The following is a 26,716-nucleotide window of genomic DNA, read 5'->3' as shown; positions in this document are numbered from 1 at the left end:
GTGTTGGTAAGCCTGAATGAAAGCCTTATATTATTCTACAAAATAATGAGACTTTTGAGTTTGTTTCGGGGAAATTATGGATATTACAGAATTACTCGCCTTTTCGGTTAAAAACGGTGCATCAGATTTACACCTTTCAGCGGGTATGCCTCCGATGATTCGTGTAGATGGTGAAGTACGTCGTATCAATTTACCAGCGCTTGAACATAAAGATGTACACCGTTTAGTGTACGACATTATGAATGATAAACAACGTCGTGATTTTGAAGAAGATCTAGAAACTGACTTTTCATTTGAAGTCCCGAATATTGCCCGTTTCCGTGTCAACGCATTTAACCAGAACCGTGGTGCTGGAGCGGTATTCCGTACCATTCCATCGAAAGTGTTGACCATGGAAGATTTGGGACTCGGTACAATTTTCAAGGAAATTTGTGATTATCCTCGTGGGATTGTGCTTGTCACAGGCCCAACAGGTTCGGGTAAGTCGACAACGCTTGCAGCAATGATCGACTATATTAATGAAAACCGTTATGACCATATTTTAACGGTCGAAGATCCAATTGAATTTGTACACCAATCGAAGAAGTGCCTGATCAACCAACGTGAAGTACATCGTGATACACATGGCTTTAATGCGGCGCTCCGTTCCGCTCTACGTGAAGACCCTGACATTATTTTGGTCGGTGAGATGCGTGATCTTGAAACCATTCGCTTGGCATTGACCGCTGCGGAAACAGGTCACTTGGTGTTTGGTACTCTGCATACGACTTCTGCGGCAAAAACCATTGACCGTGTAATCGACGTCTTCCCTGCTGAAGAAAAAGACATGGTTCGTGCCATGTTGTCTGAATCTTTACAAGCGGTCATTTCACAAACGCTATTAAAGAAAAATGGCGGTGGTCGTGTGGCTGCACATGAAATCATGATCGGGATTCCAGCAATCCGTAACCTAGTGCGTGAAAATAAAGTCGCGCAAATGTATTCTGCAATTCAGACAGGTGCCAACTACGGCATGACTACTTTGGATCAAAGTCTGAAGACCTTGGTTTCAAAGGGTTTAATTAGCCCACAAACTGCACGCACTGTTGCAAAACAACCTGAGTCATTCCTATAAAAATAAATGGATTAGAGAAATATCATGGACTTTAATGATTTACTCAACTTGATGATTCAGCAAAATGCATCTGACTTATTTGTCACTGCAGATGTTGAACCTTCAATGAAAATTAACGGGCAGATTGTGCCTGTTTCCAAATCAAAACTTTCAGGGGAGATTGTCGGTCAATTGGTACAATCCATTATGACGGACAAACAACGTAAAGAATTCGCAGAAACCCGTGAATGCAACTTCGCGATCATGAATCGCGAAAAGACTGCACGTTTCCGTGTCAGTGCTTTTCAGCAACGTGATATGCCAGGCATGGTACTGCGTAAGATCGAAACTCATATCCCCACCATGGATGATCTAAAACTGCCTGAAGTACTCAAAGAATTGGCAATGACCAAACGTGGCATCATCATTTTTGTAGGCGCAACAGGTACAGGTAAATCAACCTCTCTTGCTTCGATGATTGGTTTCCGTAATCAAAATTCTAAAGGTCACATCATTACCATTGAAGACCCGATCGAGTTTGTACATCAGCACGGTGGCTGTATCGTGACTCAACGTGAAGTCGGAATTGATACCGATTCATTTGAAATTGCACTGAAAAATACACTACGTCAGGCGCCTGACGTGATCTTGATTGGTGAGATCCGTTCACGTGAAACCATGGACTATGCCATTGCTTTCGCAGAAACAGGTCACTTGGTCCTTGCGACCTTGCACGCCAACAATGCCAACCAAGCATTAGATCGTATTATTCACTTCTTTGAAGCTGACCGTCATAGCCAGCTGTATATGGACTTGTCACTCAACTTAAAAGCATTGGTGGCGCAGCAGTTAATTCCGACGCCTGATGGCAATTCACGTCGTGCAGCGATTGAAATTTTGATTAATACACCACTTTTAGCCGACTATATCCGTAAGGGTGAAATTCATGAGATTAAAGATCTGATGAAACGTTCGCGCGAATTGGGCATGCAAACCTTTGACCAAGCATTATTTGATCTTTATAAAGCGGGACAAATTACCTATAAAGATGCGTTAAAGCATGCAGATTCGCCAAACGACTTACGCCTCACCATCAAACTTTCCGAAGAAGGTGCAGACCAGTTATTAAGTGCCAGCCGGAATATTACCTTTGATGGACAATAATTCAAACTAAGCCATTAAAAAAGGGAAGGTTTTTGTAACCTTCCCTTTTTTATTTGTTCAATTTTCGTGAACATTTAAATTTTTACTCAATACAGCTTATTTTTTACGATAAGCCTCTTGGCATTCTGCATCGCTACAGTAGCCATATAGATTTAACGAGTGTCCAGTTAAAGCAAATTGGTGTTTATCTGCAACTGAATGCTGCTCTTTCTCGATAATATCATTAGTAAATTCAACAACTTTATTACAGTTTAAGCATACTAAATGATCGTGATGATCTTCTTGCATGATTTCAAAAACTGAATGGTTGTTTTCAAAATGGTGACGCTGAATAATACCCGCAGCTTCGAATTGTGTTAACACACGGTAAACCGTTGCTAAACCAACATCTTCACCTTGCTCGAGCAAAGTTTTATAAATATCTTCAGCACTCAAATGATGTTGTTTTGAATTTTCTAATAATTCCAAAATCTTAATACGAGGAAGGGTAACTTTAAGTCCAGCTTTGCGTAAGTCTTGATTAGAAATCGGCATAAAAAAAGGTCTCTCAACAAATCTTAAGTTGGAATAGGCAATAGAGTTTAGATGCAGTATGATCTATCCTTGAATCAAATGCATCATCATTTATCAGGATAGTGTAGCAAAATGCAAAAAATCATGCTGGCGTTGTTCGTCACTACAGTACTTAGCGGTTGTTCAGTCTTTGGTGTTTATAAAGTTGATATTCCACAAGGAACACCATTAACCAAAGCACAAGCTTCTCAAGTACAAGTGGGCATGAGCTTTCAGCAAGTCCGTTTCTTGCTTGGTAGTCCAACAGTAACAGATCCACTGAATCCACAACGTTGGGACTACATCTACAACTATATCCCAGGCACTTATGCGAAAAAAGCAAAAATACCTGCGGCACACGGTCAACATTTAAAAGTTTATTTTGATGCGAATGGTAACGTAGAACGCTTAGAAGGTTTAGATACGATTCCAGAATCACAACCTGGTTTACCGGCATCAAAAGAAGCTATTTTGACTGCGCCACCACTATAACGGCTTTCCAGTAAAAAGAAACCCCTCATCGAGTCAATCATGAGGGGTTTTACTTATCAGCTTTATGCCTTAAAACGATTACCTTTAATAAATCGTCCAACAGGGTTCTTTGCCGCCCGATTACGACGAATGTCGTTCGGGTTAATGGTCAGGGCGCGATAGATTTCAACACGGTCACCTGCTTGCAGGACTGTATCTCCTTCGATCCGGCTACCAAAGACACCTAACTGTAAAACTTCTGGTAAGACCGTCTGTACTGCGATGCCACTGGCATCAATTGCCTGCAGGGCCGTCATTCCCTCACGAAAGCTGACCGCAATATGGAATTGCTGTTCAGAGCTTGAGTAAGCGACCCAAACTTGTTTCGCCTGTTCCATTAGACCATTTGTCCAATCACAGCAACGATTGCCACAACAATTGAAAGTGGTAAAACGATGCGAATCGCAATACGCCAGATGTTATAAAACAATTCATTGCTAAAGCCCATTGCTTTACGCAGATGACTAATCTTCATAATCCAGCCAGCAAACACGGCATAAATCAAACAAATCACCAGTCCCCAAAGCATGAGCACGGTATTAAAGATTTGTTCCACTTGTGGTACAGCCCAAACGACGATAGCAGCAAGCAAAATCACCCATTGAACCACGATCGCAAGCTGACGCTGTGCCAACTGTTCTTTTGCAAATTGAATCAAAAGTGCTGCTGACATAATGGCCGCAAATACCCATGCCAATGCAGGTAACTGTGCTTGGACAGAGAAAAAACCAAAGGCGATCACGGCAAGTAATTGCGCCGCCCAAATGGGCAAGGCTGTCGTTGTAGCTGCTTCCTGCTTTTTCACTGCTGCTAAACTCGTTTGCCAATACAAACCAAGCCCTAAACCGCTTGCAACCAAAGCTAGAACCGTGGCATTGCCCCATTCTTTAAACTCGATTCCAGTCCAGTGCCAAGCTGGCAAATGTGTCCCCATGACATTGGCTAGAATGAATGCTGCAATCACACCAATCATTGTCAACGCAATTAAAAATTGGCGAGGAATAAAAGAAAGTCCAAGCGCAATAACGGCGAGGATTGCAAAAACAACCTGCCCAGATACAGCAAGCGTAAACTGCTGACTCACTACATGTGTTGTGGCCGTCAATACACTGCCTGCAAAGAATGGAACGAATATGACAGCCAACCAGCCCACAAGACGCCATCTAGGTGAAGCATCTGCATCACGTGTTAAGGTTGAAAGTGCTTGTAATGCTGTGGTCTGCGAACGCTTTGCTAAAGCAATTTCAAGATAACCGATGGGTAATGCCAACAGAATCATGGTACCTAACCAAAGCAGCCAGAAATCGAATTGACGATCAATCTGGATTCCAACAGTCGGTGCCAATGTCGTAATCATGACAAAAGATAGGCAAAACGCCATCACTGGTGCAAGCCAGCGTGACAGAGTTGTGTCCTGCATAATGCATTCCTTGAAAAATCTTTGAACTCATTGCACTTTATGGAGTTTGCAATGAAATATTCAATCTATTTTGCCTTTCTCAAGCCTGAAAATCAAAACAAAAGATCTCGAAAGAAAGAAGCAAATCACCTTACGGTGATTTGCTGCGCACGAATTATTATATTATTAAGTAGATCCCTTATGTATCACTCATACCACACCTTATTATTGTTTATCATAAGGGATCTTTTATTATTGTCTTATTATTATGAGAAGAATCGAGAAAACCAGTTTTTCCCTTTTTTCTTTTCATTTTCTTTAATGATTCCAAGCATATTTTCTTTTACTGCTCCAACATAATCAGCATCATCATGCCGAATATGATTAATCAACCATTTTGATAGCGCCTCATGTAACTCGCTATCAATTTCCTGCCCGAGTTCAAAACGTTGACGATAAGTCTCTATCTTTTTGATAAATAAGTCATGTACACGTTTATGTGGTACACGATATTTATAGTTTGCTTCTTCTTGTAAGCTTTCTTCAAAAGTGAAATGCGACTGGGTATAATCAATAATATTATCTAAAATACCTTTTAATTTTGCACGATCGTCGCTATCTTTTAATTCATAAATTTCATTAATATAATCTAGAATACGACGATGTTGATCATCGATCACCTCGATTCCTGTATTATATTCGACAGACCATTTCATACCCATATCGAACCCCAAACCATATTTGATTTATTGAATAAGAATATAATATCGGCAAATGAATTAAATAAAAACACAGCATTTTTGTCAGAATTTAAATATTTTCAAAGAAATAAATTAACCTATTGTTTTATATTTATTTTAATATTTATACCAATCAAAACACTCAAGTATTTTTTAACCAATAAGAAAAATTATCTATCTAATTTTATTGATATAACTAGAAAAACAACACTCAGATTCCATCAAAAAAAAACCTGCTAAATATATATTCTAGTTATATCTTATATATTAATACTGATCGGCTTTGGTTACTCGTTTTAATGCTGGGTTTTCTGCTTCCAGAATTAAACGTTCCACACGCGTAAGTGCATGCTGAATCGGTTTACCGTGCTGGAATAAAATCATTTCCCCAGCTTGGTATGCCTTCCATGCTTCATTATGCGTCAAAGGCTCCGTAGTAATTACTGCAACGCGATCTTCCGGCGTGGTGACCTGACTAAAATCGACTTCAACATCGAGATCAATTAAATGCGCAGGTTGAAATGGATATTCACGCACTAACCAATGTAACTTGGTGGTCGCATAGCTAAATAATGCTTTGCCATTGGACAAACAAAAATTGAATGTACCGTGCTCTGCAATTTGTGGCGAGATGCGTTCTAATAGTGAAAATATCTCTTCTAAACTTGGTTCAACATAGCCAAATTCTTCCACAAATTGATCCAGTAAATAGCAAAACGCTAATTCACTATCCGTATTACCGACAGGTTCAAATCGTCCGCTTAGTGTAGGGTTAAACTCGTGTAAATCACCATTATGGGCAAAAATCCAATGCCTACCCCAAAGTTCACGCAGGAAGGGATGTGAATTTTCAAGGTTGATTTTACCTTGTGTCGCTTTACGGATATGTGCAATGACATTGCGAGACTTGATCGGATAATTACGTATCAGATCGGCAATTGGGGATTCCACCGCAGATTGATTGTCAACAAACAAACGGCAAGCTTTATCTTCAAAAAAAGCGATTCCGAAACCATCACAATGATCAGACGTCACCCCTGCTCGTTGAGAAAAACCACGAAAAGAAAAAGTGATATCTGTCGGGGTGGCGCAATTCATTCCTAATAGCTGGCACATATCTTTTAACTATCTAACATCTATGCCTATTGTGCATGAGGTGCAGATGCCTTGTAAATCTTAATATGTGCTCACTATTAGATTAAGAATGATAAGAGGTTCTGTTGATATTACACAGATGCTTGCGACAGAGGGTATTTTTGGCTCATACGAGGCAGGGCTTGTAAAATTTAGTGACTCTAAATGAACAAGACATAACGACGTAGCAGCAAAAAATATCCCTGTCCCGTAGGGTTATGGCTAAAACAGCTCTAAACGTCGGTATGAAACTTGATAAGGACCATCATAGTAGGTATTTCATGCATTGATTATGTTGTTTTAGCTCATAACGCAATGCATGGTTGAAGTATCAACAAAACCTTACTAACGTTGCACCATTTTGTTCATCACAAAAGAAGTAGCAATCTTATTCACTTCAAGGAAAACAAAATAATCCAAGCATTTAAAATCTTCGTCATAAAATGCTTGTTTCGATAGTTTCGACTGCATTCCTAAATAGGTCTGAAACAGTTTTGGCATGCGTTCATCTTGTGGAAAGCTATAGTCGGGACGCTCTGGCTCAAAGCTACGTTTTGAACGGATATCAATGGTCTGATGATCACCCAATTGCTGAATCTGACGATGGGTATAATAGGCACGTGCCAAATTATCATCCAAATGGATACTGACACAGCCCATTAAGTATTTAGCACGCATTGACCAAAGTACTTTAGGGGTCAAGTTCAACCAGAGCATTGAGAGTGCTTTACCTGAACGGAATTTAGGGTGCACGCAAGTACGTCCAATTTCTAAGACACTGGGTAAGTGAGATAAATGCGGGACAATTTCGAACTCTTGGGCACTATAACTTTGCCCGATCTCATAGCCTTGGAACAATTTAAGACGGGTATAAGCGACAATTTCGCCTGTCCATTTTTCACGTAATACCGCATGCTCACAACCAAAATCATAAAGGTCTTGATCTAGACCGTCTTCAAAGTTCATACCAAATTGATGACTAAATTGCGTTGCTCTAAAGCGTTGTACTTCTTGTAATTCTTTTAAATTATCCACCCATTCAAAACGGAATTGATTTTGAGCTGGCTTGTGGCGTAAAGGTAAAGTCAATGTCTGGCGATATTGATTTAGTTTTTCTAGCATAATGAAAGCTCCTTATGACTAGACCTACCTTAAATTGCTTAAATGACATTGCGATGACTAAAACATGAACAGGTCATGACAAAAAAAGAGACCTGCTTGAGGTCTCTTTTAAAACAAATAAAATTAATGTTTCGCGCGATTGGTAATGAGTGTACCCACACCATGATCGGTAAAGATTTCCAGCAAGCTCGCATGTGGCACACGACCATCAACAATATGCGCACTGACCACACCGCCTTTAACAGCATCTAAGGCACAGCCAACTTTTGGAATCATACCGCCATAAATCACGCCTGTTTCGATCAAACGATCAACTTCTTGCGTACTTAAGCCTGTGAGCAGGTTCTTATTTTCGTCCAATACACCCGTAATATTGGTCAATAAAATCAACTTCTCAGCACCCAAAGCTTCGGCAACTTTACCAGCCACGAGATCTGCATTGATATTATAGGTATTGCCTTCTTCATCAACACCTAATGGTGCAATGACAGGAATGAAATCACTTTGGGTAAACATTTCCAGCACATCAGTTTTCACGCCAGTGACTTCACCAACCATACCCAAATCAATTTGCGAAATAGAACCGTCCGCTTCCTGTTTTTCCATCAGCAGTTTGCGTGCACGTAGTAAATTACCATCTTTACCAGTCAAACCAATCGCACGACCACCATGTTGATTAATCAGGTTGACGATCGATTTATTGACACTACCACCGAGTACCATTTCAACCACTTCCATGGTCGCTTCATCGGTCACACGCATGCCATCAATACGATCAGACTCTTGTCCTAAGCGTTTCAGCAATGAATCCACCTGTGGACCACCACCATGTACAACGATAGGGTTTAAACCCACTGTTTTTAACAACACGATGTCACGGGCAAATGAACTTTCCAACTCAGGATCAGTCATCGCATTGCCACCATATTTTACAACCAGCGTTTTTCCTGCAAAACGTTGGATATACGGCAAAGCTTCGATCAAAATTTTTGCTTTATCAATGCCGATATGCTCATGTGGCATGCGTCTCTCCTTTTAGACCTGTGCGAGTTCTTGTGCAATCTGTGGATATTGATCTTGCAACATAGAAACAAACTTCTGACGAATTTCAATTAATCTGTTCTGATTATCAGCATCAAAACGGACGGTAAAATATTCACCAGTATTTGATGCTCGAATAATGCCAAATCCATCGTCAAAATCAAGTCTTACGCCATCAATTTTACTTAAACGAGCGCCTAAACGGTGACTTAAGATTTCAATATCATTTAAAACCTGCTTAGGATTGGCATCATGTGTCCCAATATAGGTGTCTTCAGTGCAAAACCGTTCTGGATACGCTGCCAATAAATCAGACAGGCTGGTTGCCTCAGATTGGGTTAAATACTCCATCACGCGTAGTGCAGCATACAAGCCATCGTCATAGCCAAAGCCACGTCCATCATTAAAAACGTAGTGACCTGCATATTCACCACCGAACACCGCACGCCCTTGCGATTGAGACAAATAAGCACGCAGGAAACTACTGCCTGTGCGGATCATTTTCGCTTGCCCATCTAAATGCTGCACGGTATCAGCCACCATGCGAGAACACTTCACATCAAAGACAATTTCTTTATGTGGATGTTGCTGCAAACACATCTGAGCAAACAGTGATAGTAAACGGTCTGGGCTAATAATATGCGCGTGTTCATCCAACAAAACCACACGATCTCCATCACCATCCAATGCAATACCGAGATCGGCATTTTCGGCAACAATTGCGGCTTGTAACTTCATTAAATGTTCTGCATGAGACGGATCTGGTGCGTGATCAGGAAAATGTCCGTTGGCTTCGCAGCGTAAAGCAATCACCTCGCAGCCCAGTTTTTCTAAAACCAGTTTGGCACAACGCCCTGCCGAACCATGCAATCCATCTAAAACGACTTTTAATGGTCGTGCTAACTGAATGTCACTGATCAATGCTTTCTGATATTGCAAACAATATTGGGGAACAATTTGGTGTGCGGTATTTTTTAAGTGCAGAATATGTTCAAGATTGGGTATAGACACTTGTGCGAACTGCCCCACCTGTTGGATGGTTTCTGGTGTTGGGGGTTCACCTTTTAAAATCCATTTAATTCCATTATCGGATTTCGGATTGTGGCTGGCTGTCACCATCACACCATTCCCCCCAAAATCCCGGGCAATGTAATACATCATTGGGGATGAACAACAACCAATATTGGTCACCTGTAGACCCTGTTGTTCAAAAATATGTTGAAGGATATGAGCATAGGTTGGACTGGTTAAACGTGCGTCATAACCAATCACAACATGGGTTTGCTCAGCATTTTTATATTGTGATGCTAAAGCATAGGCGATAGAACAAATAATATTCGGTGTTAAATTGCTCAACTTCCCGCGAATATCGTAGGCGCGGAAAATGTTCAGAGGAAATGTATGTTTTATATTCACTGTAAGCCCCTATTTTTATAATCTTTTGATCTATAAAAAAAAGCAGAAACTATTAAGAAATTAATTAACCCTTATTCAGAAAAATTAAAGTAATCAGTCAGCTGCTTTGTAATATATATCGAGGCAACAATCAATATGAAAAATGCAATGTTTTTCAGCAAAACATTGCATTTAAAGTGATAATTACTTAAAAAACTTATTGTTTTCCTGTGTGCCCAAAACCGCCTGCACCACGCTCAGTTGCAACAAATTCATCTACTTGTTCGAATTCTGCCTGTACCACTGGAACCAGTACATATTGTGCTAAACGCTCACCTGGCTCTAAACGGAAGGTATTTTGTCCACGGTTCCAAACCGACACCATCAACTCACCTTGATAATCTGAATCAATTAAACCCACCAAGTTGCCTAATACGATACCGTGTTTATGACCTAGCCCTGAACGCGGTAAAATTAAACCAGCAAAGTTTGGATCTTCAATGTAGATCGCCAAACCTGTCTTTACTAAAACCGTCTCACCTGCAGCAATATCAATCGCTTCATCTAAACATGCACGTAAATCCAAACCTGCTGAACCTGTCGTCGCATAAGAAGGCAACGCCCACTCTTGACCTAAACGAGCATCTAATACTTTAACTTGAACTTTCATTAAATTTCCTACTTACAATTTTTTAACGTTTCAACAATGCTTTTAAATTAGCAAGGTACTGCTGGGCCTGTTCCTTCGGATCAACATTGGGTGCTAGTTTCTTCTTACGACCATGCCATTCCAGATCATCTTGTGGCATTTCGTCCAAGAAGCGACTTGGTGTCATTTGACGCATTTGTCCACCATTCTTACGCTGTTCCGCAAGGGTTAACGTTAAACCTTGACGCGCACGGGTAATGCCCACGTACATCAAACGACGTTCTTCTTCGACAGTTTCAGATGCGATCGAGTTTTTATGCGGTAATAACTCTTCTTCCAAACCAATCATATACACATAAGGAAATTCCAAACCTTTCGCTGCATGCAGCGTCAACAAATTCACCTTATCCGTATCTTCCTCTTCTTGTTGCTGCTCAAGCATATCTAGCAGCACCAATTTACGAATCACACTCTCAATATTCTTCTCATCGACATCATCAGTACGATTCAATAAATTTTGAATGCTGCTATAAAGGCTTTCAATACTGTCAAGCTTGGTTTTTTCCTGAGCAGGCGTCGCTGCCTGTTCACGGATATAATCGATATAACCTGCTTCGTTAATCATCTGACGAACCTTTGGCATTGGCTCATCATCGTCGAGTAATTCACGTGTAAATGTCGCGATAAATTCGGCAAACTCATGCAATTGAGTTGATGCCTTCTTCGGCAAGACCATTGCCAAACGCTGATCTGAAGATGCTGTCAGCAAAGACAAGGTATTCTCTTGTGCGAATAAACCGAGTTTTTCTAAGGTCACAGGACCAATCGCACGTTTTGGCGTATTAATAATACGTAGGAACGCACTGTCGTCTTCAGGGTTAATGATCAAGCGTAAATAGCTCATCACATCCTTAATCTCCGCGCGTGCGAAGAAGGATTGACCACCCGATAATTTATAAGGAATCTGCATTTGACGCAGTTGCGTTTCAATCACACGCGCTTGGAAGTTTCCGCGATACAGCACCGCATAATCTTTCCAGTTTTTACCATTCATCAGCTTATGCGTGATCAAATCTTTCACCACGCGTTCAGCTTCATCATCATCGTTTAAACAGGTGATCACACGAATGGTTTCGCCATGACCTTTATCACTCCACAATTTCTTATCAAAGATATGCGGGTTATTCTCAATCACGGCATTGGCTGCTTTTAAGATACGACTGGTCGAGCGATAATTTTGCTCAAGTTTAATGACTTTGAGATTATGGAAATCATCTTTCAATAAGGCCATGTTTTCAGGCTTTGCTCCACGCCAAGCGTAAATGGACTGGTCATCGTCACCTACAGCGGTAAACTGCCCCATCACACCCACGAGCAGCTTAACAAGCGTATATTGCGCAGTGTTGGTATCTTGATATTCATCCACCAATAAATAGCGAACACGGTTCTGCCATTTGTCACGCACTTCGGCATTTTCCTGCAACAAACGCGTTGGCATTACGATCAAGTCATCAAAATCGACTGCATTGTAGGCACGCAGATTTCGCTCATACAGCTGATAAAGATGAGCAAATTGCACGTCTTCAACCGTTTCACAGGTAGAATGCGCTTGTTCTGGTACGATTAGATCATTTTTCCAATCTGAAATTTTCTTCATTGCCTTGGCAAGCAGTTCTTTACTCTCTGCACCAGACAAATTGTCACGCTGCATCAAATCCATCAAAATTCGTTTGCAGTCATCGGCATCTAAAATAGAGAAGTTATTTTTAAGCGGTAGATGTTTTAATTCTAAACGTAATAAGTTTAAACCAAAGGTATGGAAGGTCGAAACCGAAAGACCTTTTGCCTCTTCACGTGAAAGCAGCTTTCCGACACGTTCTTTCATTTCACGTGCAGCCTTATTGGTAAAGGTCATTGCCGTAATACGATAGGCAGGAATACCACACTGCTGCACCAGAAACGCAACTTTTCGGGTAATTACAGAGGTTTTACCAGAACCTGCACCTGCAAGTACCAGCAATGGCCCCTGAACATATTTCATGGCTTCAAGTTGCTTGTCATTGAGTTGACTGGCAGATGACATGGGACGTACCTCTCTCGTTTCCGAGCCTGTTTTTTCGAGCACAATTATAGACATCTCTGTTTTAGAATCCCAATAGTAAATCTAGGGATATGTATAAATTATGATGTCTTACACAAATACCACGCCATAGCTTGTCGTCTATTTCAATATGCAATAAAAAAGCCACCCGAAGGTGGCTTTTTGAAATCAGTAAAAATTACTGTTTAGCATAAATGCTGATTTCTACACGGCGGTTTTGCTCTTTACCAGAAGCAGTCGTGTTTGAAGCGATTGGGTTCGCTGAACCTAAACCTTGCGCATCAATACGGCTACCCGCAATACCTTGACCAGCTAAGTAGTTTTTAACTGATTGAGCACGTGCTTGAGATAATGGGATATTGATTGAGTCATTACCCGTGTTATCTGTATAACCTGTTACAAGGATCGCACTCTTGTTATCTTCACCTAAAGTTTGCGCTACTTTATTCAAAGTACCGTAGAAGTTAGGTTTGATGTTTGATTTGTTGGTATCAAACGTGATGCTACCTGGCATGATCAATTGTACAGAACCATCTGGGTTACGGCCTACTTCTACACCAGTACCCGCCATTTGTTCACGTAATTTTTTCTCTTTGTTGTCGAGGTATAAACCACCCGCACCACCGAGAATCGCACCAATTGCCGCAGCACGGTTGTTTTGCTTACTTGAGTTTGCGTTACCCTTAGATACACCATAACCCGCAGCTGCACCAATTAATGCACCTAAAGCAGATTTGTCATACTCAACGCCGCCAATGTTATTACCTGTTGTTTGGCAACCAGAAAGTACCAATCCAGCCCCTACGAGTGTTGAAATTACTAATGCACGCATCGCGTAGCTCCTGTCTATGTATTTTGTTGTCTGGACAAATAATGAATGAGAAAATTGAGCTAGACCATTGATATTTTGTTAATAATAAACACTTTATTTATATTTTTGTAATATTTTGATGCATTTTACTTGAACAGAACCACACAATCCCTTCATTGTTGCATCAATTATCATAAAAAATATTTTTAGAGATATTCATCACATTAAATAATCTTGCAAGTTTTAGTCATTGGGAAGCGAAAGATTTGCAACATTGATCGGAAAAAAGCCCCTAAACCACCTAAATATATAAAAATTGTCACATCAATCAAATATACAGTTGTATTTCAACCTCTGTTGTTTATAGTTGAACCACCTCTTTTCCAAATATCTGCACTCAAGGTTTGATTTATGTCTACCGCAAATAAAAAAGCATCCTTATTGCAAAAGACCAGTAAAGGATTGGCCGTCAGCTCAGTGATTACAGGCAGCACTTTTTTTCATGGTCCTCCTGTTCTGGCTTTAGGTCTTACTAAATTATTCAAAAAATCAGCAAAAATAGATGAAACTAATATTCAACTCGCCAACAGTTGGATTAAGGTCAACAACCAACTCATTGAACATATCCTACCCAACTTAAAATGGGATATTAGCATTGATGAAAAACTCGATCTCAATTTACAAGGTCGATATCTCATGATGTGTAACCATCAAAGTTGGGTGGATACCACGGTAAATCAATATTTTGGTTTAACCCGTATGCCACTGACCCGCTTTTTTACCAAATGGGAACTTATTTTTATTCCTTTCGTTGGACAAGCATTCAAGATTTTGGGCTTCCCGATGATGAAGCGCCACACCAAAGAACAAATTGCAAAAAATCCAGAACTAAAATCACGTGATATGCTGGAAGCGCGTAAAGCATGTGAACAGTTACTCAGCCAACCTTTTACTTTATTGAATTATTTAGAAGGCACACGTTTTACCCCTGAAAAGCATGCGCAACAGCAATCGCCCTATCAAAACCTACTCAAACCGAAAGCAGGTGGTTTAGCTTTGGCACTGAATATTCTGGGCAATCAAATTGATGCTTTTGTGGATATGACCATTGTTTATCCTGATGGTGCACCAGGTTATGGCGAGTTTTGGTTGGGAGATGTCTCACGTATTGCCGTCGATTTACGTAAAATAGATATTCCAGATTGGGCACGTAGTGGTAATTATGAAGATGATCCCGTTTATCGTGAACGCTTCCAAAAATGGGTGGACCAAATCTGGACTGAAAAAGATCAGTTAATTACCCAAATGAAATCCAAGTATCATTAATAATCTCATCAGGGATTGAGCACAAACATGACCCAGCAGGACTCAGGAAAAAACTCTAAATATAGCTATGTCAATCCGAGCAGCAAGTTCTTCAAGCTGTTCCTTGTCTATGACATTTTCATGGTGTTTATTATTGTTTTTAATTTGTTCTGCCTAGGCATGAACTTTTTCTTGATGAGTAATATTGGTGCATGGTTTTTTAATACCATCCACCTCGCAAATGTACTCGATTTCTATCGTAGTTATTTACATCCTTGGGTAATTACCACCGAAGCATGGTTCATTATCTTTTTGATTGCTGAACTCTCGATTCGCTGGTTCCTCTCTATTGTACAAAAGCATCATGCGCGCTGGTGGTTCTTTCCCTTTATTCATTGGTACGAAATCATTGCGATTATTCCGCACTTCCGTTTTTTACGTTTATTCCGCGCGGGTATTATCGCCTACCGACTGCACGAACTGGGCTATAAAGTGGTCCCAGATGGAATTCGGGTCAAGGCCCTTTTCTACTATCGCGTGGTAATGGAAGAGTTGTCTGATCGTGTTGTCATTACCGTCATTGATGGAATCCGACATGAACTTGAAACCAGTTCCAGTCATAAAAAAATTATCCATGACCTTGTTGACCACCATCGACAATTGTTTACTGTGACACTTTCATCCATGTTGCAGGAATCTTTAGCAACCGCTTTACAGCAACAACAACCGCTGATTACTCAAAAAGTCGGTGTTATTGTCAATCAAGCCATTGAAGATACACCTGAACTGACGCAATTATTGCGCTTGATCCCGATTGTGGGTAGTCGAATCGAACAGCAAATCCAAAGTATTGGACAACGCTTAGGCGAAAATATTAGCGCAGGTTTAATTGAACCGTTTACGTCGGGCTCAGTTCAAAGACCAAATGAAAATTATCAATTCATTGCAGAGAAAGTTAGTGAGCTGAATATCGATAATCAGTACTTAGAAGAATTGGTCGAATCAGTGGTATTTGAAAGCCTTGAAGCGATTCGAAAACAAGTAAAAGTAAAGCAATGGCAGCAAACTTTGCAAGAATATGATCAATTGGATAAAAAAGCAGAATGATTACAAGAAAAATTACCAATCAAGCTAGAGAATTCGTGTAATTTGTTCTAGCATTTGCTTTTATTTACAACTGCTTTAACACAATAGAGCGCTTAAAAAGCCCTGAAGGATAAATTATGGCTGATATACGGATTACGGGCAGAATGGTGAATTTTAGTCGACTGACTTTCGACACAAATGACCATAATGCAATCCGACAGCAACTTACCAGCACGCTGAACGAAGGTTCTTATCTCGGAACATTGGTCATTCTAGACAGTACCGTTGAGCAAGAGTTAATCGCATTAATTCAGCTGTTAATCGATTTAGGTTTACAGCCCATGGCCGTTATTGATGGCATTTTGGGTGATGAAGCGCGTGCCATCCAATTCCCTGTTCTTGCTCCAGATCAACCGTTACAACGGATTAAAGCATCAAAAGAACAAGTGGTTGAGCATGCTCCTGCTAAAGCAGCCGATCACTCAGCAATACAAACACCACAAAAAAATACATCGAATGCATATATCACCTCTTATCATGATGAGATTTTGCGGACAGGCCAATGTTTGGTACAAGATCAAGGCGATATTATTTTAAATGCTGGCATGAATAGTGGATCAGAAGTGATTGCATCTGGAAATATTCACATTTATGGCAATGCTCGTGGTAGAGTCATTGCAGGTGCGGGTGGACAAGCTGCAGCACGTATTTTCTGCCATTCGCTCGAAGCAGAATTAGTCTCTATTGCAGGGACGTATTGTGTAGCAGATGATATTCCTAAAGATATGATCAAAAAGCCTGTACATATTTATTTAAATAACAAGCAAGAACTTGAATTTGAAGCCTTGCAGTTTTAATTTAACAAATGAAGTTTTAAAAGCACCAATAAGCCCTTTTAGGGGCGTATGACCATAAATAGGAGTGGATTCGGTGGCCAAAATTGTTGTCGTAACGTCAGGCAAAGGTGGTGTAGGTAAAACTACAACAAGTGCATCTTTTGCAACAGGTTTAGCCCTACGTGGTCATAAAACTGTTGTGATTGATTTCGATGTGGGTTTACGTAATCTTGATTTGATCATGGGCTGCGAACGCCGCGTAGTGTATGACTTTGTCAATGTCATTAATAATGAAGCACGCCTACAACAAGCACTTATTCGTGATAAAGAGATTGAGAACTTATACATTCTCCCTGCGTCACAAACACGTGATAAAGATGCGTTGAGCGATGAAGGTGTTGCACGTGTGATTGATGAGCTTTCTCAAGAGTTCGATTACATCATCTGTGACTCACCTGCGGGTATTGAGCGCGGTGCAATTTTAGCGATGTACCATGCGGATGAAGCAATCATTGTAACAAACCCTGAAATTTCATCAGTACGTGACTCGGACCGTATTATTGGTATGCTGGACAGCAAGACCAAAAAAGTTGAACAAAACGAAGGTCGTATTCGTAAGCACCTATGTATTACACGTTTTAACCCAGAGCGTGCGGATAAACAAGAAATGCTGACGATCGATGATATTTCGAAAGATATTTTACGTGTGCCAACTTTGGGTGTCATCCCTGAGTGTCCGAGCGTACTTCAAGCATCGAACGAAGGTAAACCAGTGATTCTGTATACAGAAGAAAAAGCTGGACAAGCCTATGATGACTTAGTGGCTCGCTTCCTTGGCGAAGACCGTCCTTATCGACACATTGCAGTACAGCCAAAAGGTTGGTTAGCTAGACTATTTGGAGCGTAATTATGGCAGGATTCTGGAGTAAACTTTTTAGCAGTGATGAAAAACCATCAAGTGCACAAACTGCCAAAGATCGTTTAAAGGTAATTGTTGCCTCTGAACAAGGTTTAGGCCGTCGCCTAGGCCAAGACAAAATCGACCAGATGAAAAAAGAAATCATGCAGGTTGTGAGTCGTTATGTTCGTGGTGTGGATGAACAGCATATTCAAATGCAAGTTCGTTCAGAAGCAAATATCGAAATGTTAGAAATGAATATCAATTTACCTGAAGATCGATAGAAGTTTTTTCATTAGCGATTTTTCGCAAATAAAGGCAGAATACGCGGGTGGATTTGGAAAGTAGGACTTTCCCCACTCCAAGTATTTTGCCTTTATTATTTTATAAGACTGAGGAGATTGTCATGGCATTATCACAGCCAGCAACTTTCAATGAAGAATGGTCAGATGAGCGTGTGTTTGCCTACCTTAACCAACTTCCTCCAACTGGCGTAAATGCTGACTTTCATGTGCTCTACCATGCATTCAAACATATGCGTCCAAATGACTATGAACGCTTGATTACCCAGTTTTTGGCTGATGGTCGTGATCTCAATGCAACTAATCCTGAAGGACAACGCATTCATGATGTGATTGCACAGTTCCCACGCCAAAAAGAGGGTTTCTTGGAAGTTTTAGCAAAGTTTGCTTAAGTACTAAAAAATAAAGCCATATCGCTGCAATAAAAAAGCCTCTATTGATAGAGGCTTTTTTATTAGGCTATTCAGATTAGACTAGAATATCACGCTTACCATTTGCTCCCATCGAGCTCACGATTCCATTCTCTTCCATTTGGTCGATAATTCGTGCTGCACGGTTATAGCCCAAGCTAAATTTACGCTGTAACGATGAGGTTGATGCTTTACGTGTTTCTAAGACAAAGGATACACATTGGTCATAAAGTGCATCACGACTTGGATCACCATCGCCATCTTCAAAACCACGTGATGTCGGTTCTTCATCAAATGGAGTCAGGATTTCATCCACATAGTCTGGTTCACCACGTTCACGCCAAGCATCACAAATACGGTTGACTTCATCATCACTAATAAAGGCACCATGCACACGCTCAGGTTCGATCTTACCAGGCCCAAGGAACAGCATATCACCATGGCCGAGCAAGTCTTCTGCTCCACCTGCATCGAGAATGGTGCGTGAGTCAATCTTACTGTTAACACGTAGTGCGACACGAGTTGGAATATTAGCTTTAATCAAACCAGTGATTACATCTACTGATGGACGCTGAGTGGCAAGTAAAAGATGGATCCCCGCTGCACGCGATTTCTGCGCCAAACGGGTAATCATTTCTTCAGCTTTTTTACCCACTTGCATGATCATGTCAGCAAACTCATCCGCAACAATCACAATCGACGGTAAAGGTGCTAAACGCGGAGCACGCTCACCGACAACTGAATCACTAGCTTTCCATGTTGGATCAATCAGATCCTCACCATTGGCAATTGCTTCTTCAACTTTACGGTTATAATCGCTCAGTTTACGAATTTTTAGGAATGACATGAGTTTATAACGACGTTCCATTTCATTAACACACCAATTGAGCGCGCTGACCGCATCTTTCATGTCAGTCACAACAGGTGTTAACAAATGTGGAATATCATTATAGTTAGCTAATTCAAGCTGCTTTGGATCGATTAAAATTAAACGTAACTGATCGGGGGTGTATTTTAGCAACATCGAAAGAATCATCGAGTTCACTGCAACTGATTTACCTGAACCAGTGGTCCCTGCAACCAACATATGCGGTGCTTTACCGAGGTCAGTAATTACTGGATTGCCTGAAATGTCTTTACCCATCGCCATAGAGAGCAAACCCGCAGGGTCTTCAAAAGCTGGCGTTTTCAATAACTCAATCAACCGTACCATTTCACGGCTACTATTAGGTACTTCAATCCCGATATACGGTTTACCCGGAATAACTTCAACCACACGCACAGAAGCCATCGACATAGAACGTGCTAAATCGCGGGAAATATTAGTGACTTTAGACGCTTTCACACCGGGTGCAAGATCCAATTCAAAACGCGTAACAACAGGACCTGGCTGAGCTTCTACCACCTGCGCTTTTACGTTAAATTCTTGCAACTTGATCTCGAGCAATTCAGAAAGACGTGACAATTGCTCGGCTGTAAAGTTCACTTTCTTATTTGGATCAACTTCATCCAATAGCTCTAAACCAGGTAAGGTTGGTAAATCACGACGTTTTTGTGCAACTTGCATTGAACGTGACATTGGACGGCCAAATGCATCTGTCAAAGGTGCATCTAAATCAAAGTCATCTTCAATTTCTAAATCAGACTCAGGCTCGACTTTACCCGCGGTTTCTTGCCAAGCTTCAATGAAAGCTTCTTTAGACAAAGTTTCTTTGGCTACTGAGTTGACTTCAATCGGTGCCTTCACGAAAGCAGATGATTGCGCATAGCTGGTGCTTCGAGGACTGCTATTTTCAGGTTCTTCGTCTACCAGAAGATCATTGAAATCGTCTCGTTCTTCTCGAATGCTATTGTGGTTTTCATCTTGAGCTGACGTTTGAATCGGAGAAGAATATGATTGCGGTGTTATTTCTGTCGATCGAGCAGATTCGGTAATTAAAGCTTCAATATCTGCTTCAAATTCAGCCTCAGGTACATGATGGTTTGCCGTTGTGGCAGGTTCTTGTGTAAATGGAGTATGCAAATCTGTCGCTGTCTTACTATTCGGTACAGCAGCCAACAATTCATCAAAGATTTGATCATCATTCCAATCTAAGTTGCTGGTGTTCGCTTGCTGTGTTGACAAGTTGGTCCCTGCCGCAGGCGCATAGTGTGCGGAAGCATTCGCTGAATCATCAGCAGCTCTTAATAACGCATCAATCTCCTGCTTGTGACTGGCATCATCACGTTGTAATGCGCGCCATACTTCACCCGTTTGCACCAGACGTTGACTTTCTGTCTCAAACTGATGAGCGCGTTGTAAGGTCTGTTCAAAATCTTCGACCTGTTCTGCAACTTGAGGTTGAGAACTGTGCTGTTGCTCTTTCGCCACAACATCGGCAAATAATTTTTCAGCCATCAATTGATGATGTGAATCATCAATTTTAATCAATTTCGCCTGAACTTGATTCGCTTTAGCTTCACTAGTATCTGCTACAGGATCAGGCTCAGTTTGTACTTTATTCTTAATTGCAGGTGTATCGGCAGCGGCTAATTGCTCAGTCAGATCATAAGCAGATTCGTGCTGCGGCACATTTTTATAAAACAAATCTTGTAAATATGCGGGTGTATTTTTCAACGTAATCCAAGTCTTATTCCACTGGATACCAAAGGCTAAAGTAAGCAATAAAATACTAAATGCCAGTAAAAACAGGGTTGCACCGTAAATGGTTAATAATTGAGATAAACTCTGCCCCAACTCATAACCAATGATGCCGCCTGCTGCATTGTCCAATGTATCCGCTGGTGTATTCCAATGTAGATACAATAAACTTGAAATTGAAAGAATTAAGAAGAACTGGGCAGCATAACGAAATGGACGGTTTAAAAAGCTTCTTGGCCACCAGACCTGAATGGCCTCGATAAACAAGAACAATGGAATGAGCAAGCTTGCCCAACCCAAAAATCCAAACAGTAAATCTGCGATCCAAGCACCTGCTACACCACTTGCGTTTGAGACCTGTTGGGTATCACTGGAAATATGCATCCAACCCGGATCAAACGGTGTATAAGTCACTGTGGCAAGAAATAAATAAATGCCAAAAGAAATCAAAAATAATGTCATTAAAAAGCGTTGTGCATAAACACTTGACACCGCAGTCATATACAGTCCTGTAACCCAATTCGTTATTTGTTAGTATCTTTTAAGGTCTAAATTACCTTAATCAATAAGTTTTATATTATGCACTCGTTCTTACAAAAAAGATGCACGATTGTTTACTGTTGTTGTTAACATCCTGCTCGGATATAGCTCAATTCGATTGAGTTAATCAGTATTATCCCGATGGATTTAGCCCACTCCCCTTCGGATTCACGTATAATTTTAGCAGTTTTGATATAAAAAGGATGTTCTTTAATGAGCGCTCGTCACTCACGGTTAATTATTTTGGGTTCTGGTCCTGCAGGTTACAGCGCAGCAGTGTATGCAGCACGTGCGAACCTCAAGCCAACACTGATTGCGGGTTTGCAATTAGGTGGTCAATTAACAACGACCACTGAAGTTGATAACTGGCCAGGTGACCCAGAGGGATTAACTGGTCCTGTACTCATGGAGCGTATGCAAGCTCATGCAGAACGTTTCGGTACAGAGATTGTCTACGATCATATTAATGAAGTAGATCTTCAAACCCGTCCATTCGTACTTAAAGGCGATATGGAAGAGTACACATGTGATGCGTTGATTATTGCAACAGGTGCAACTGCACAATACTTAGGTCTTGAATCTGAAGCTGCTTTTATGGGGCAAGGTGTGAGCGCATGTGCAACATGTGATGGTTTCTTCTACAAAAACCAAAATGTCATGGTTGTTGGTGGTGGTAACACTGCGGTTGAAGAAGCACTGTATTTATCAAATATCGCAGCACATGTAACACTGGTTCACCGTCGTGATAGCTTACGTTCTGAAAAGATCTTGCAAGATCATCTTTTTGCCAAAGAAAAAGAAGGTAAAATCAGCATTATCTGGAACCATCAAGTGGATGAAGTTTTGGGTGACAAAACTGGTGTAACCGCAGTGCGTATTCAATCAACTCAAGATTCAAGTACGCAAGATGTTCAAGTTCAAGGCTTGTTTGTTGCAATCGGACATAAGCCGAATACGGGAATGTTTGATGGCCAGCTTAACTTACGTGATGGCTATATCCAAGTGCATAGTGGTACTGCGGGTAATGCAACAGCGGCATCGATTGAAGGTGTTTTTGCGGCGGGTGATGTTGCGGACAGTATTTATCGTCAGGCGATTACTTCTGCGGGTTCAGGCTGTATGGCAGCATTAGATGCAGAGAAATATCTCGATAATTTAAACTAATCGGGCCAAAATTCAAGAACCACCAGACTTTGGTGGTTTTTTTATGCCTGCGTCCCTACAATCAAAAAATGACGACTTTTTGAATCTACATTTTGAGATAATTAATAGGGTAAATAAATGACAACAACATGGACCAACGGCTATCAAACTGAGGTGAATTATACCTATGGCTATTATCGTGACCTCAGCCCGAATTTCCAAAAGTTTTGCTTATTGTTAAATGGTATTGATAGTCCCGACTTTCAGGAAAACCAAACCCATTGCGAACTTGGTTTTGGTCAAGGCGTCAGCATCAATATTCATGCAACCTGTAATGAAGCAAAGTTTTACGGTACAGATTTCAACCCGGCCCATGCAGCGCATGCCAATCAACTGGCTGAACAAAGTAAGACTGAACATTATTTTTATGACGATAGCTTTGAAGAGTTACTCAACCGCCAAGACTTGCCGATGTTTGACTCAATCAGTTTACATGGGATCTGGAGCTGGATTAGCTATGAAAACCAGCACATTATTTTAAAATTTATCCGTAAATTTTTAAAACCCAATGGTATTGTCTATATCAGCTATAACTGTGTAACAGGTTGGGCAGCCAATATGCCGATCCGAGAGTTATTTCATAGTCACTTCAAATTCAATAGCAAAAGTACCAATCCCTTGCAAAAGGTCAATGAAGCCCTAGAGTTCAGCGATGAACTGCTCAAACAAAACCCTATTTTTGCGCAACGCAATCCGAATGCAATGCAAAAAGTCGCGGATTTAAAGCAACAAAATCCAAACTACTTGATTCATGAATATCTAAACCAAGACTGGCAATGTTTTTCTTTTCAGCAAATTGTCCGTATTTTAGATGAAATTAAACTGTCTTATGCAGGTTCAACTGATCTCAGTACTCACTTAGATAACATCAATTTCTCCCAACAACACCAAGCATTTTTAAATGCCATTGAACATCCAATTTTCAAAGAACAATGTCGAGATTATTTTGCCAACACACAATTCAGACGTGACTTGTTTATTCGCGGTAAAAATAATTTAACACCTCTACAAGTACAAGAACGATTACGTAAGACCGCCTTTATCTTGCTTACAGCGAAGGAACAACTCCCAACCAACATCAATGGTTTATTAGGCACCTTTAATTTAATCGAAGAAATTTATAAACCAATTGGTGATAAGTTCGCGCAGGAAAACTATCGACCATTGACCATTGCGGAATTAGAGCAAAGTTTTCCACAGTTAAATTATGCAAAAATTCTCAATGCCTTGGTGATTTTATCGCACCTAGGTTTGGCGCAACCTTGTCAAATATTGGAACCAAAACAAGAAACGTTGGAACAGTGCCAACGCTTAAATCACTATTTACTCAAGCAAGCCAACTTCCATCAAAACTATAGTGTCTTAGTCAGCCCATTAACAGGTATTGGCATCCCAACTGAGCATTTCCATCAATTGTTCTACCGTGCACATTTTGTTGATGGCTTAGCAGCAGCAAGTGACTTTGCAGATTATGTTCAGGATGTCATCAGTCAGTTGAATTGGTTGGTTTTAGACAGTGAAGGAAAAACCGTCACTGATCGAGAAAAAAGCCTCGAAATTATCCAAGGCAAAGTGCAGCTTTTCTTAGACAGCAACAAACTCCAAATTGCCAAACAGCTGCGTCTATTTAACTAAGCCCAGCGATTGAATGGCAATGACAAAGATTGCCATTCAATACAACTTCAGTTAGCTTAGAATCAGTCTCATTAATTTCTTCTTCTATGCAACAGCTCCCCCCTTCACAATATATTTTCCCCAATCCAATTGAAGCTGATCCCGAAGGTCAAGGATTTATCTGTATTGGTGCAGATCTTTCACCCTCGACTTTATTTGAAGCCTATACGCATGGCTTATTTCCTTGGTTTAATGAAGATGAGCCGATTTGTTGGTGGAGTCCTGAACCACGTTGCGTGATCGAACCCCATGCCTATACACCGAGTAAGTCTTTAATCCGCAATATGAAAAAGCATGATTATCGAATTACCATTAACCATGCCTTTGAAGAAGTGATCCGTTCTTGTTCATTGCCTCGAAGCTACACCAACGAAACTTGGATTAGTGACGATATTATTGATGGTTACTGTGCGCTATTTGAAGCTGGTTATGCTTATAGTGTTGAAGTCTGGCGGCAGGATAAATTGGTCGGTGGACTCTATGGTGTCAGTATTGGTAAAGGCTGTTTCGGTGAATCGATGTTTAGCACTGAAACTGATGTTTCTAAAATGGCATTCTATACGCTAATGCTGATCGGACAGGAAAATCAACTGCCTTGGATTGACTGCCAATTGGTCAATGATCACCTTTTAAGCCTCGGCGCGAGTACACTTTCTCGCCAAGACTATCTTAAATCGTTACAAGATGTAATTATTGCCCCCTCTATCAATTGGAAAAGTTATCAAGAACGTGTATTTTCAAGTAAAACAATAGCAGTTTTTGCAAAATTAGACGGTTAACGGATTAACACCTTGGAGGGACAGATTAATGAAATCATATCAACCCAAGTCCCTTTTAAATGACTTACAGTATTACATTACGCCACCACATGATTGCAGTTATCTTGATAACAAATCAGCGCGAATGGTGTTCTTAGACCCAATTCACCGTATCGATGTGGTGACTTTGTCAGAACTTTCTCGTGTTGGTTTTCGTCGCAGTGGTGATTTTGTCTATCGTCCAGAATGTCATTTATGTCGCCAATGTTTATCCTGCCGCGTTCCCGTTCAAGAGTTTAAAATGAACAGTAGCCAGAAAAAGGCATGGAAACGCAATCAAGATTTACAAATGAGTATTTTGCCGACCTCGCAGGCCACTCAACAACACTACGACCTATATGAACGTTATATTAATGAACGTCACTCAGATGGCGATATGTATCCAGCCAGTTTGGATCAATTTGAAAAATTTTTGGTGCATAGCTGCACAGAGAGTTTTTTTATCGAGCTTTGGAAAGACCAAAAGCTGATTGGTGTTTCAACTTGTGATTTGATGGATGACGGACTTTCAGCCGTTTATACGTTCTTCGACCCAGATGAACAACGTCGTTCTTTAGGTGTGTTTGCGATCCTCAAACAAATCGAATATGTACGCACATTAAACCTAGACTACTTATATCTAGGTTACTGGGTGCCGCATTCATCTAAAATGAATTATAAATCGCAATATACACCACTCGAATTATTACTTGATGGTCAGTGGCGCAGACTCAACCGCCCACTCTCAGATAATGAAATTCATCAACTTGGCAACTCATTAATGAGTACATTGCCTTCCGAGTGGAATAATTTAATTATTAAATAAAGCCGCAAAATCATCAGTGCATGTTTTGACCATAATCACAGCATGCTCTCTTGAGCCATCCGTATTTGGGTAATAATTTTTGCGTAAATCAATTTGATGAAAACCGGTCTTTTCATACAATCGAATAGCCGCTGTATTACTTTCACGTACTTCTAAAAAAATCTGGATCGGATTATTTTTTAATTGTTGAATTGAACTTTCTAACAACGCATAACCAAGTCCCTTACCCTGTTGACTAGGATCAATTGCCATCAACAATAAATTCGCTTCATCCAGAACTGGCTGCAAAATACAAAAACCCACCACTCGATTGGCTTGTTCATAAACCGTACATTGATAGGCAGCAAAGGATTCCTGAAACTGCTGCTTCGACCATGGATGGGTTTGGACTAAAGCTTCAATTGCAGCAACACGATCTAAATCTTTTTCTTGCATCAATCGAATCACGATCTATTACCTTTAAAAA

26 protein-coding genes are annotated in these 26,716 nt (G+C 40.6%); 13 read left to right on the top strand and 13 right to left on the bottom strand.

Going from position 1 to position 26,716, the window contains the following annotated elements; genetic code table 11:
- Positions 1 to 76 precede the first annotated feature (76 nt).
- Positions 77 to 1,114, top strand: coding sequence for a type IV pilus twitching motility protein PilT (locus tag F887_RS13210; protein ID WP_004770978.1), 1,038 nt, complete (start codon positions 77 to 79; stop codon positions 1,112 to 1,114).
- A gap of 24 nt (positions 1,115 to 1,138) precedes the next feature.
- Positions 1,139 to 2,257, top strand: a complete 1,119-nt coding sequence (locus F887_RS13215; protein WP_005150953.1) for a PilT/PilU family type 4a pilus ATPase — start codon at positions 1,139 to 1,141, stop codon at positions 2,255 to 2,257.
- Between the two features lie 96 nt (positions 2,258 to 2,353).
- Here the strand turns inward: F887_RS13215 and fur are convergent, their stop codons facing one another.
- Positions 2,354 to 2,791, bottom strand: a complete 438-nt coding sequence (gene fur, locus F887_RS13220) for a ferric iron uptake transcriptional regulator (protein ID WP_005150955.1) — start codon at positions 2,789 to 2,791, stop codon at positions 2,354 to 2,356.
- Positions 2,792 to 2,902: 111 nt separating this feature from the next.
- Between fur and F887_RS13225 the strand changes: the two genes are divergently transcribed.
- A complete protein-coding gene (locus F887_RS13225; protein WP_004805189.1) occupies positions 2,903 to 3,301 on the top strand; it encodes an outer membrane protein assembly factor BamE in 399 nt (132 codons plus the stop codon).
- Between the two features lie 62 nt (positions 3,302 to 3,363).
- On the opposite strand, the gene F887_RS13230 is transcribed toward F887_RS13225, so the two are convergent.
- The 10 genes from F887_RS13230 to F887_RS13275 all read right to left on the bottom strand — a co-directional run bounded on the left by F887_RS13230 (position 3,364) and on the right by F887_RS13275 (position 13,753).
- Positions 3,364 to 3,678: an RnfH family protein gene (locus F887_RS13230; protein WP_005292291.1), complete on the bottom strand. Its 315-nt coding sequence runs from the start codon at positions 3,676 to 3,678 to the stop codon at positions 3,364 to 3,366.
- Complete coding sequence (locus F887_RS13235; protein ID WP_005292288.1) at positions 3,678 to 4,760, bottom strand: SLC5/6 family protein; 1,083 nt, start codon at positions 4,758 to 4,760, stop codon at positions 3,678 to 3,680. The genes F887_RS13230 and F887_RS13235 overlap by 1 nt, the downstream gene beginning before the upstream one ends.
- 245 nt (positions 4,761 to 5,005) lie before the next feature.
- The gene (locus F887_RS13240; protein WP_005292286.1) at positions 5,006 to 5,461 is read right to left on the bottom strand and encodes a bacteriohemerythrin; all 456 of its coding nucleotides are present in this window, start codon (positions 5,459 to 5,461) and stop codon (positions 5,006 to 5,008) included.
- A 285-nt stretch (positions 5,462 to 5,746) separates the two neighbouring features.
- Positions 5,747 to 6,595 carry a class II glutamine amidotransferase gene (locus F887_RS13245; RefSeq protein ID WP_032862777.1) on the bottom strand — a complete coding sequence of 283 codons (849 nt, stop codon included), beginning with the start codon at positions 6,593 to 6,595 and terminating at the stop codon, positions 5,747 to 5,749.
- Positions 6,596 to 6,958: 363 nt separating this feature from the next.
- Positions 6,959 to 7,735, bottom strand: a complete 777-nt coding sequence (locus tag F887_RS13250) for a GNAT family N-acetyltransferase (RefSeq protein ID WP_005150965.1) — start codon at positions 7,733 to 7,735, stop codon at positions 6,959 to 6,961.
- 123 nt (positions 7,736 to 7,858) lie between these two features.
- Positions 7,859 to 8,758 (bottom strand): acetylglutamate kinase, encoded by a 900-nt coding sequence (argB, locus tag F887_RS13255; RefSeq protein WP_005292282.1) that lies wholly within the window; start codon positions 8,756 to 8,758, stop codon positions 7,859 to 7,861.
- A 12-nt stretch (positions 8,759 to 8,770) separates the two neighbouring features.
- Positions 8,771 to 10,192: a phosphomannomutase/phosphoglucomutase gene (locus F887_RS13260; RefSeq protein WP_005292280.1), complete on the bottom strand. Its 1,422-nt coding sequence runs from the start codon at positions 10,190 to 10,192 to the stop codon at positions 8,771 to 8,773.
- A gap of 196 nt (positions 10,193 to 10,388) precedes the next feature.
- Positions 10,389 to 10,841 carry a dUTP diphosphatase gene (gene dut / locus F887_RS13265; protein ID WP_005150972.1) on the bottom strand — a complete coding sequence of 151 codons (453 nt, stop codon included), beginning with the start codon at positions 10,839 to 10,841 and terminating at the stop codon, positions 10,389 to 10,391.
- A 22-nt stretch (positions 10,842 to 10,863) separates the two neighbouring features.
- On the bottom strand, positions 10,864 to 12,903 hold the full coding sequence (locus F887_RS13270) for a UvrD-helicase domain-containing protein (protein ID WP_005150974.1): 2,040 nt from the start codon (positions 12,901 to 12,903) through the stop codon (positions 10,864 to 10,866).
- 196 nt (positions 12,904 to 13,099) lie between these two features.
- The gene (locus F887_RS13275) at positions 13,100 to 13,753 is read right to left on the bottom strand and encodes a YiaD family glycine zipper/OmpA-like lipoprotein (protein WP_005150975.1); all 654 of its coding nucleotides are present in this window, start codon (positions 13,751 to 13,753) and stop codon (positions 13,100 to 13,102) included.
- Positions 13,754 to 14,143: 390 nt separating this feature from the next.
- Here F887_RS13275 and F887_RS13280 point away from each other — a divergent pair, with 390 nt between their 5' ends.
- The 6 genes from F887_RS13280 (at position 14,144) to F887_RS13305 (ending at position 18,551) form a co-directional block, all read left to right on the top strand.
- Positions 14,144 to 15,058 (top strand): acyltransferase, encoded by a 915-nt coding sequence (locus tag F887_RS13280; protein ID WP_005292278.1) that lies wholly within the window; start codon positions 14,144 to 14,146, stop codon positions 15,056 to 15,058.
- A 27-nt stretch (positions 15,059 to 15,085) separates the two neighbouring features.
- Positions 15,086 to 16,144 carry a hypothetical protein gene (locus F887_RS13285; RefSeq protein ID WP_005292276.1) on the top strand — a complete coding sequence of 353 codons (1,059 nt, stop codon included), beginning with the start codon at positions 15,086 to 15,088 and terminating at the stop codon, positions 16,142 to 16,144.
- Positions 16,145 to 16,260: 116 nt separating this feature from the next.
- Positions 16,261 to 16,980 carry a septum site-determining protein MinC gene (gene minC / locus F887_RS13290; RefSeq protein ID WP_005292273.1) on the top strand — a complete coding sequence of 240 codons (720 nt, stop codon included), beginning with the start codon at positions 16,261 to 16,263 and terminating at the stop codon, positions 16,978 to 16,980.
- Positions 16,981 to 17,053: 73 nt separating this feature from the next.
- Positions 17,054 to 17,866: a septum site-determining protein MinD gene (gene minD, locus F887_RS13295; RefSeq protein WP_004805162.1), complete on the top strand. Its 813-nt coding sequence runs from the start codon at positions 17,054 to 17,056 to the stop codon at positions 17,864 to 17,866.
- A 2-nt stretch (positions 17,867 to 17,868) separates the two neighbouring features.
- Positions 17,869 to 18,141 carry a cell division topological specificity factor MinE gene (gene minE, locus F887_RS13300; RefSeq protein ID WP_004655180.1) on the top strand — a complete coding sequence of 91 codons (273 nt, stop codon included), beginning with the start codon at positions 17,869 to 17,871 and terminating at the stop codon, positions 18,139 to 18,141.
- A gap of 122 nt (positions 18,142 to 18,263) precedes the next feature.
- On the top strand, positions 18,264 to 18,551 hold the full coding sequence (locus F887_RS13305) for a PA4642 family protein (RefSeq protein ID WP_005292271.1): 288 nt from the start codon (positions 18,264 to 18,266) through the stop codon (positions 18,549 to 18,551).
- A gap of 76 nt (positions 18,552 to 18,627) precedes the next feature.
- Here F887_RS13305 and F887_RS13310 read toward each other — a convergent pair whose 3' ends face one another.
- Positions 18,628 to 21,711 carry a DNA translocase FtsK gene (locus tag F887_RS13310; RefSeq protein ID WP_005292268.1) on the bottom strand — a complete coding sequence of 1,028 codons (3,084 nt, stop codon included), beginning with the start codon at positions 21,709 to 21,711 and terminating at the stop codon, positions 18,628 to 18,630.
- Between the two features lie 252 nt (positions 21,712 to 21,963).
- Here F887_RS13310 and trxB point away from each other — a divergent pair, with 252 nt between their 5' ends.
- The 4 genes from trxB to F887_RS13330 all read left to right on the top strand — a co-directional run bounded on the left by trxB (position 21,964) and on the right by F887_RS13330 (position 26,250).
- The gene (gene trxB, locus F887_RS13315; RefSeq protein WP_005292266.1) at positions 21,964 to 22,914 is read left to right on the top strand and encodes a thioredoxin-disulfide reductase; all 951 of its coding nucleotides are present in this window, start codon (positions 21,964 to 21,966) and stop codon (positions 22,912 to 22,914) included.
- 117 nt (positions 22,915 to 23,031) lie between these two features.
- Positions 23,032 to 24,588 carry a methyltransferase regulatory domain-containing protein gene (locus F887_RS13320; protein ID WP_005292264.1) on the top strand — a complete coding sequence of 519 codons (1,557 nt, stop codon included), beginning with the start codon at positions 23,032 to 23,034 and terminating at the stop codon, positions 24,586 to 24,588.
- A gap of 86 nt (positions 24,589 to 24,674) precedes the next feature.
- On the top strand, positions 24,675 to 25,406 hold the full coding sequence (gene aat, locus F887_RS13325; RefSeq protein ID WP_005292262.1) for a leucyl/phenylalanyl-tRNA--protein transferase: 732 nt from the start codon (positions 24,675 to 24,677) through the stop codon (positions 25,404 to 25,406).
- Between the two features lie 28 nt (positions 25,407 to 25,434).
- On the top strand, positions 25,435 to 26,250 hold the full coding sequence (locus F887_RS13330; RefSeq protein ID WP_005150985.1) for an arginyltransferase: 816 nt from the start codon (positions 25,435 to 25,437) through the stop codon (positions 26,248 to 26,250).
- Here F887_RS13330 and rimI read toward each other — a convergent pair.
- Positions 26,236 to 26,697 carry a ribosomal protein S18-alanine N-acetyltransferase gene (gene rimI / locus F887_RS13335; RefSeq protein WP_212749624.1) on the bottom strand — a complete coding sequence of 154 codons (462 nt, stop codon included), beginning with the start codon at positions 26,695 to 26,697 and terminating at the stop codon, positions 26,236 to 26,238. The two genes, F887_RS13330 and rimI, sit on opposite strands and share 15 nt — an antisense overlap.
- Between the last annotated feature and the right edge of the window lie 19 nt (positions 26,698 to 26,716).

The sequence above is a fragment of the Acinetobacter sp. NIPH 2100 genome (genome assembly GCF_000369805.1).
Classification (GTDB): domain Bacteria; phylum Pseudomonadota; class Gammaproteobacteria; order Pseudomonadales; family Moraxellaceae; genus Acinetobacter.
Note: the sequence above shows the minus strand (reverse complement) of the source record. Positions and strands in the feature narration are given on the sequence as shown.

Coding starts and splice junctions, on each gene's coding strand:
- F887_RS13215 (WP_005150953.1), top strand. CDS start 1,139: ATGGACTTTAATGATTTACTCAACTTGATGATTCAGCAAAATGCATCT.
- trxB (WP_005292266.1), top strand. CDS start 21,964: ATGAGCGCTCGTCACTCACGGTTAATTATTTTGGGTTCTGGTCCTGCA.
- minC (WP_005292273.1), top strand. CDS start 16,261: ATGGCTGATATACGGATTACGGGCAGAATGGTGAATTTTAGTCGACTG.
- F887_RS13320 (WP_005292264.1), top strand. CDS start 23,032: ATGACAACAACATGGACCAACGGCTATCAAACTGAGGTGAATTATACC.
- F887_RS13330 (WP_005150985.1), top strand. CDS start 25,435: ATGAAATCATATCAACCCAAGTCCCTTTTAAATGACTTACAGTATTAC.
- F887_RS13235 (WP_005292288.1), bottom strand. CDS start 4,760: ATGCAGGACACAACTCTGTCACGCTGGCTTGCACCAGTGATGGCGTTT.
- aat (WP_005292262.1), top strand. CDS start 24,675: ATGCAACAGCTCCCCCCTTCACAATATATTTTCCCCAATCCAATTGAA.
- F887_RS13230 (WP_005292291.1), bottom strand. CDS start 3,678: ATGGAACAGGCGAAACAAGTTTGGGTCGCTTACTCAAGCTCTGAACAG.
- F887_RS13285 (WP_005292276.1), top strand. CDS start 15,086: ATGACCCAGCAGGACTCAGGAAAAAACTCTAAATATAGCTATGTCAAT.
- F887_RS13250 (WP_005150965.1), bottom strand. CDS start 7,735: ATGCTAGAAAAACTAAATCAATATCGCCAGACATTGACTTTACCTTTA.
- dut (WP_005150972.1), bottom strand. CDS start 10,841: ATGAAAGTTCAAGTTAAAGTATTAGATGCTCGTTTAGGTCAAGAGTGG.
- F887_RS13210 (WP_004770978.1), top strand. CDS start 77: ATGGATATTACAGAATTACTCGCCTTTTCGGTTAAAAACGGTGCATCA.
- minE (WP_004655180.1), top strand. CDS start 17,869: ATGGCAGGATTCTGGAGTAAACTTTTTAGCAGTGATGAAAAACCATCA.
- F887_RS13270 (WP_005150974.1), bottom strand. CDS start 12,903: ATGTCATCTGCCAGTCAACTCAATGACAAGCAACTTGAAGCCATGAAA.
- F887_RS13305 (WP_005292271.1), top strand. CDS start 18,264: ATGGCATTATCACAGCCAGCAACTTTCAATGAAGAATGGTCAGATGAG.
- F887_RS13225 (WP_004805189.1), top strand. CDS start 2,903: ATGCAAAAAATCATGCTGGCGTTGTTCGTCACTACAGTACTTAGCGGT.
- F887_RS13245 (WP_032862777.1), bottom strand. CDS start 6,595: ATGTGCCAGCTATTAGGAATGAATTGCGCCACCCCGACAGATATCACT.
- F887_RS13275 (WP_005150975.1), bottom strand. CDS start 13,753: ATGCGTGCATTAGTAATTTCAACACTCGTAGGGGCTGGATTGGTACTT.
- F887_RS13240 (WP_005292286.1), bottom strand. CDS start 5,461: ATGGGTATGAAATGGTCTGTCGAATATAATACAGGAATCGAGGTGATC.
- F887_RS13280 (WP_005292278.1), top strand. CDS start 14,144: ATGTCTACCGCAAATAAAAAAGCATCCTTATTGCAAAAGACCAGTAAA.
- F887_RS13310 (WP_005292268.1), bottom strand. CDS start 21,711: ATGACTGCGGTGTCAAGTGTTTATGCACAACGCTTTTTAATGACATTA.
- fur (WP_005150955.1), bottom strand. CDS start 2,791: ATGCCGATTTCTAATCAAGACTTACGCAAAGCTGGACTTAAAGTTACC.
- argB (WP_005292282.1), bottom strand. CDS start 8,758: ATGCCACATGAGCATATCGGCATTGATAAAGCAAAAATTTTGATCGAA.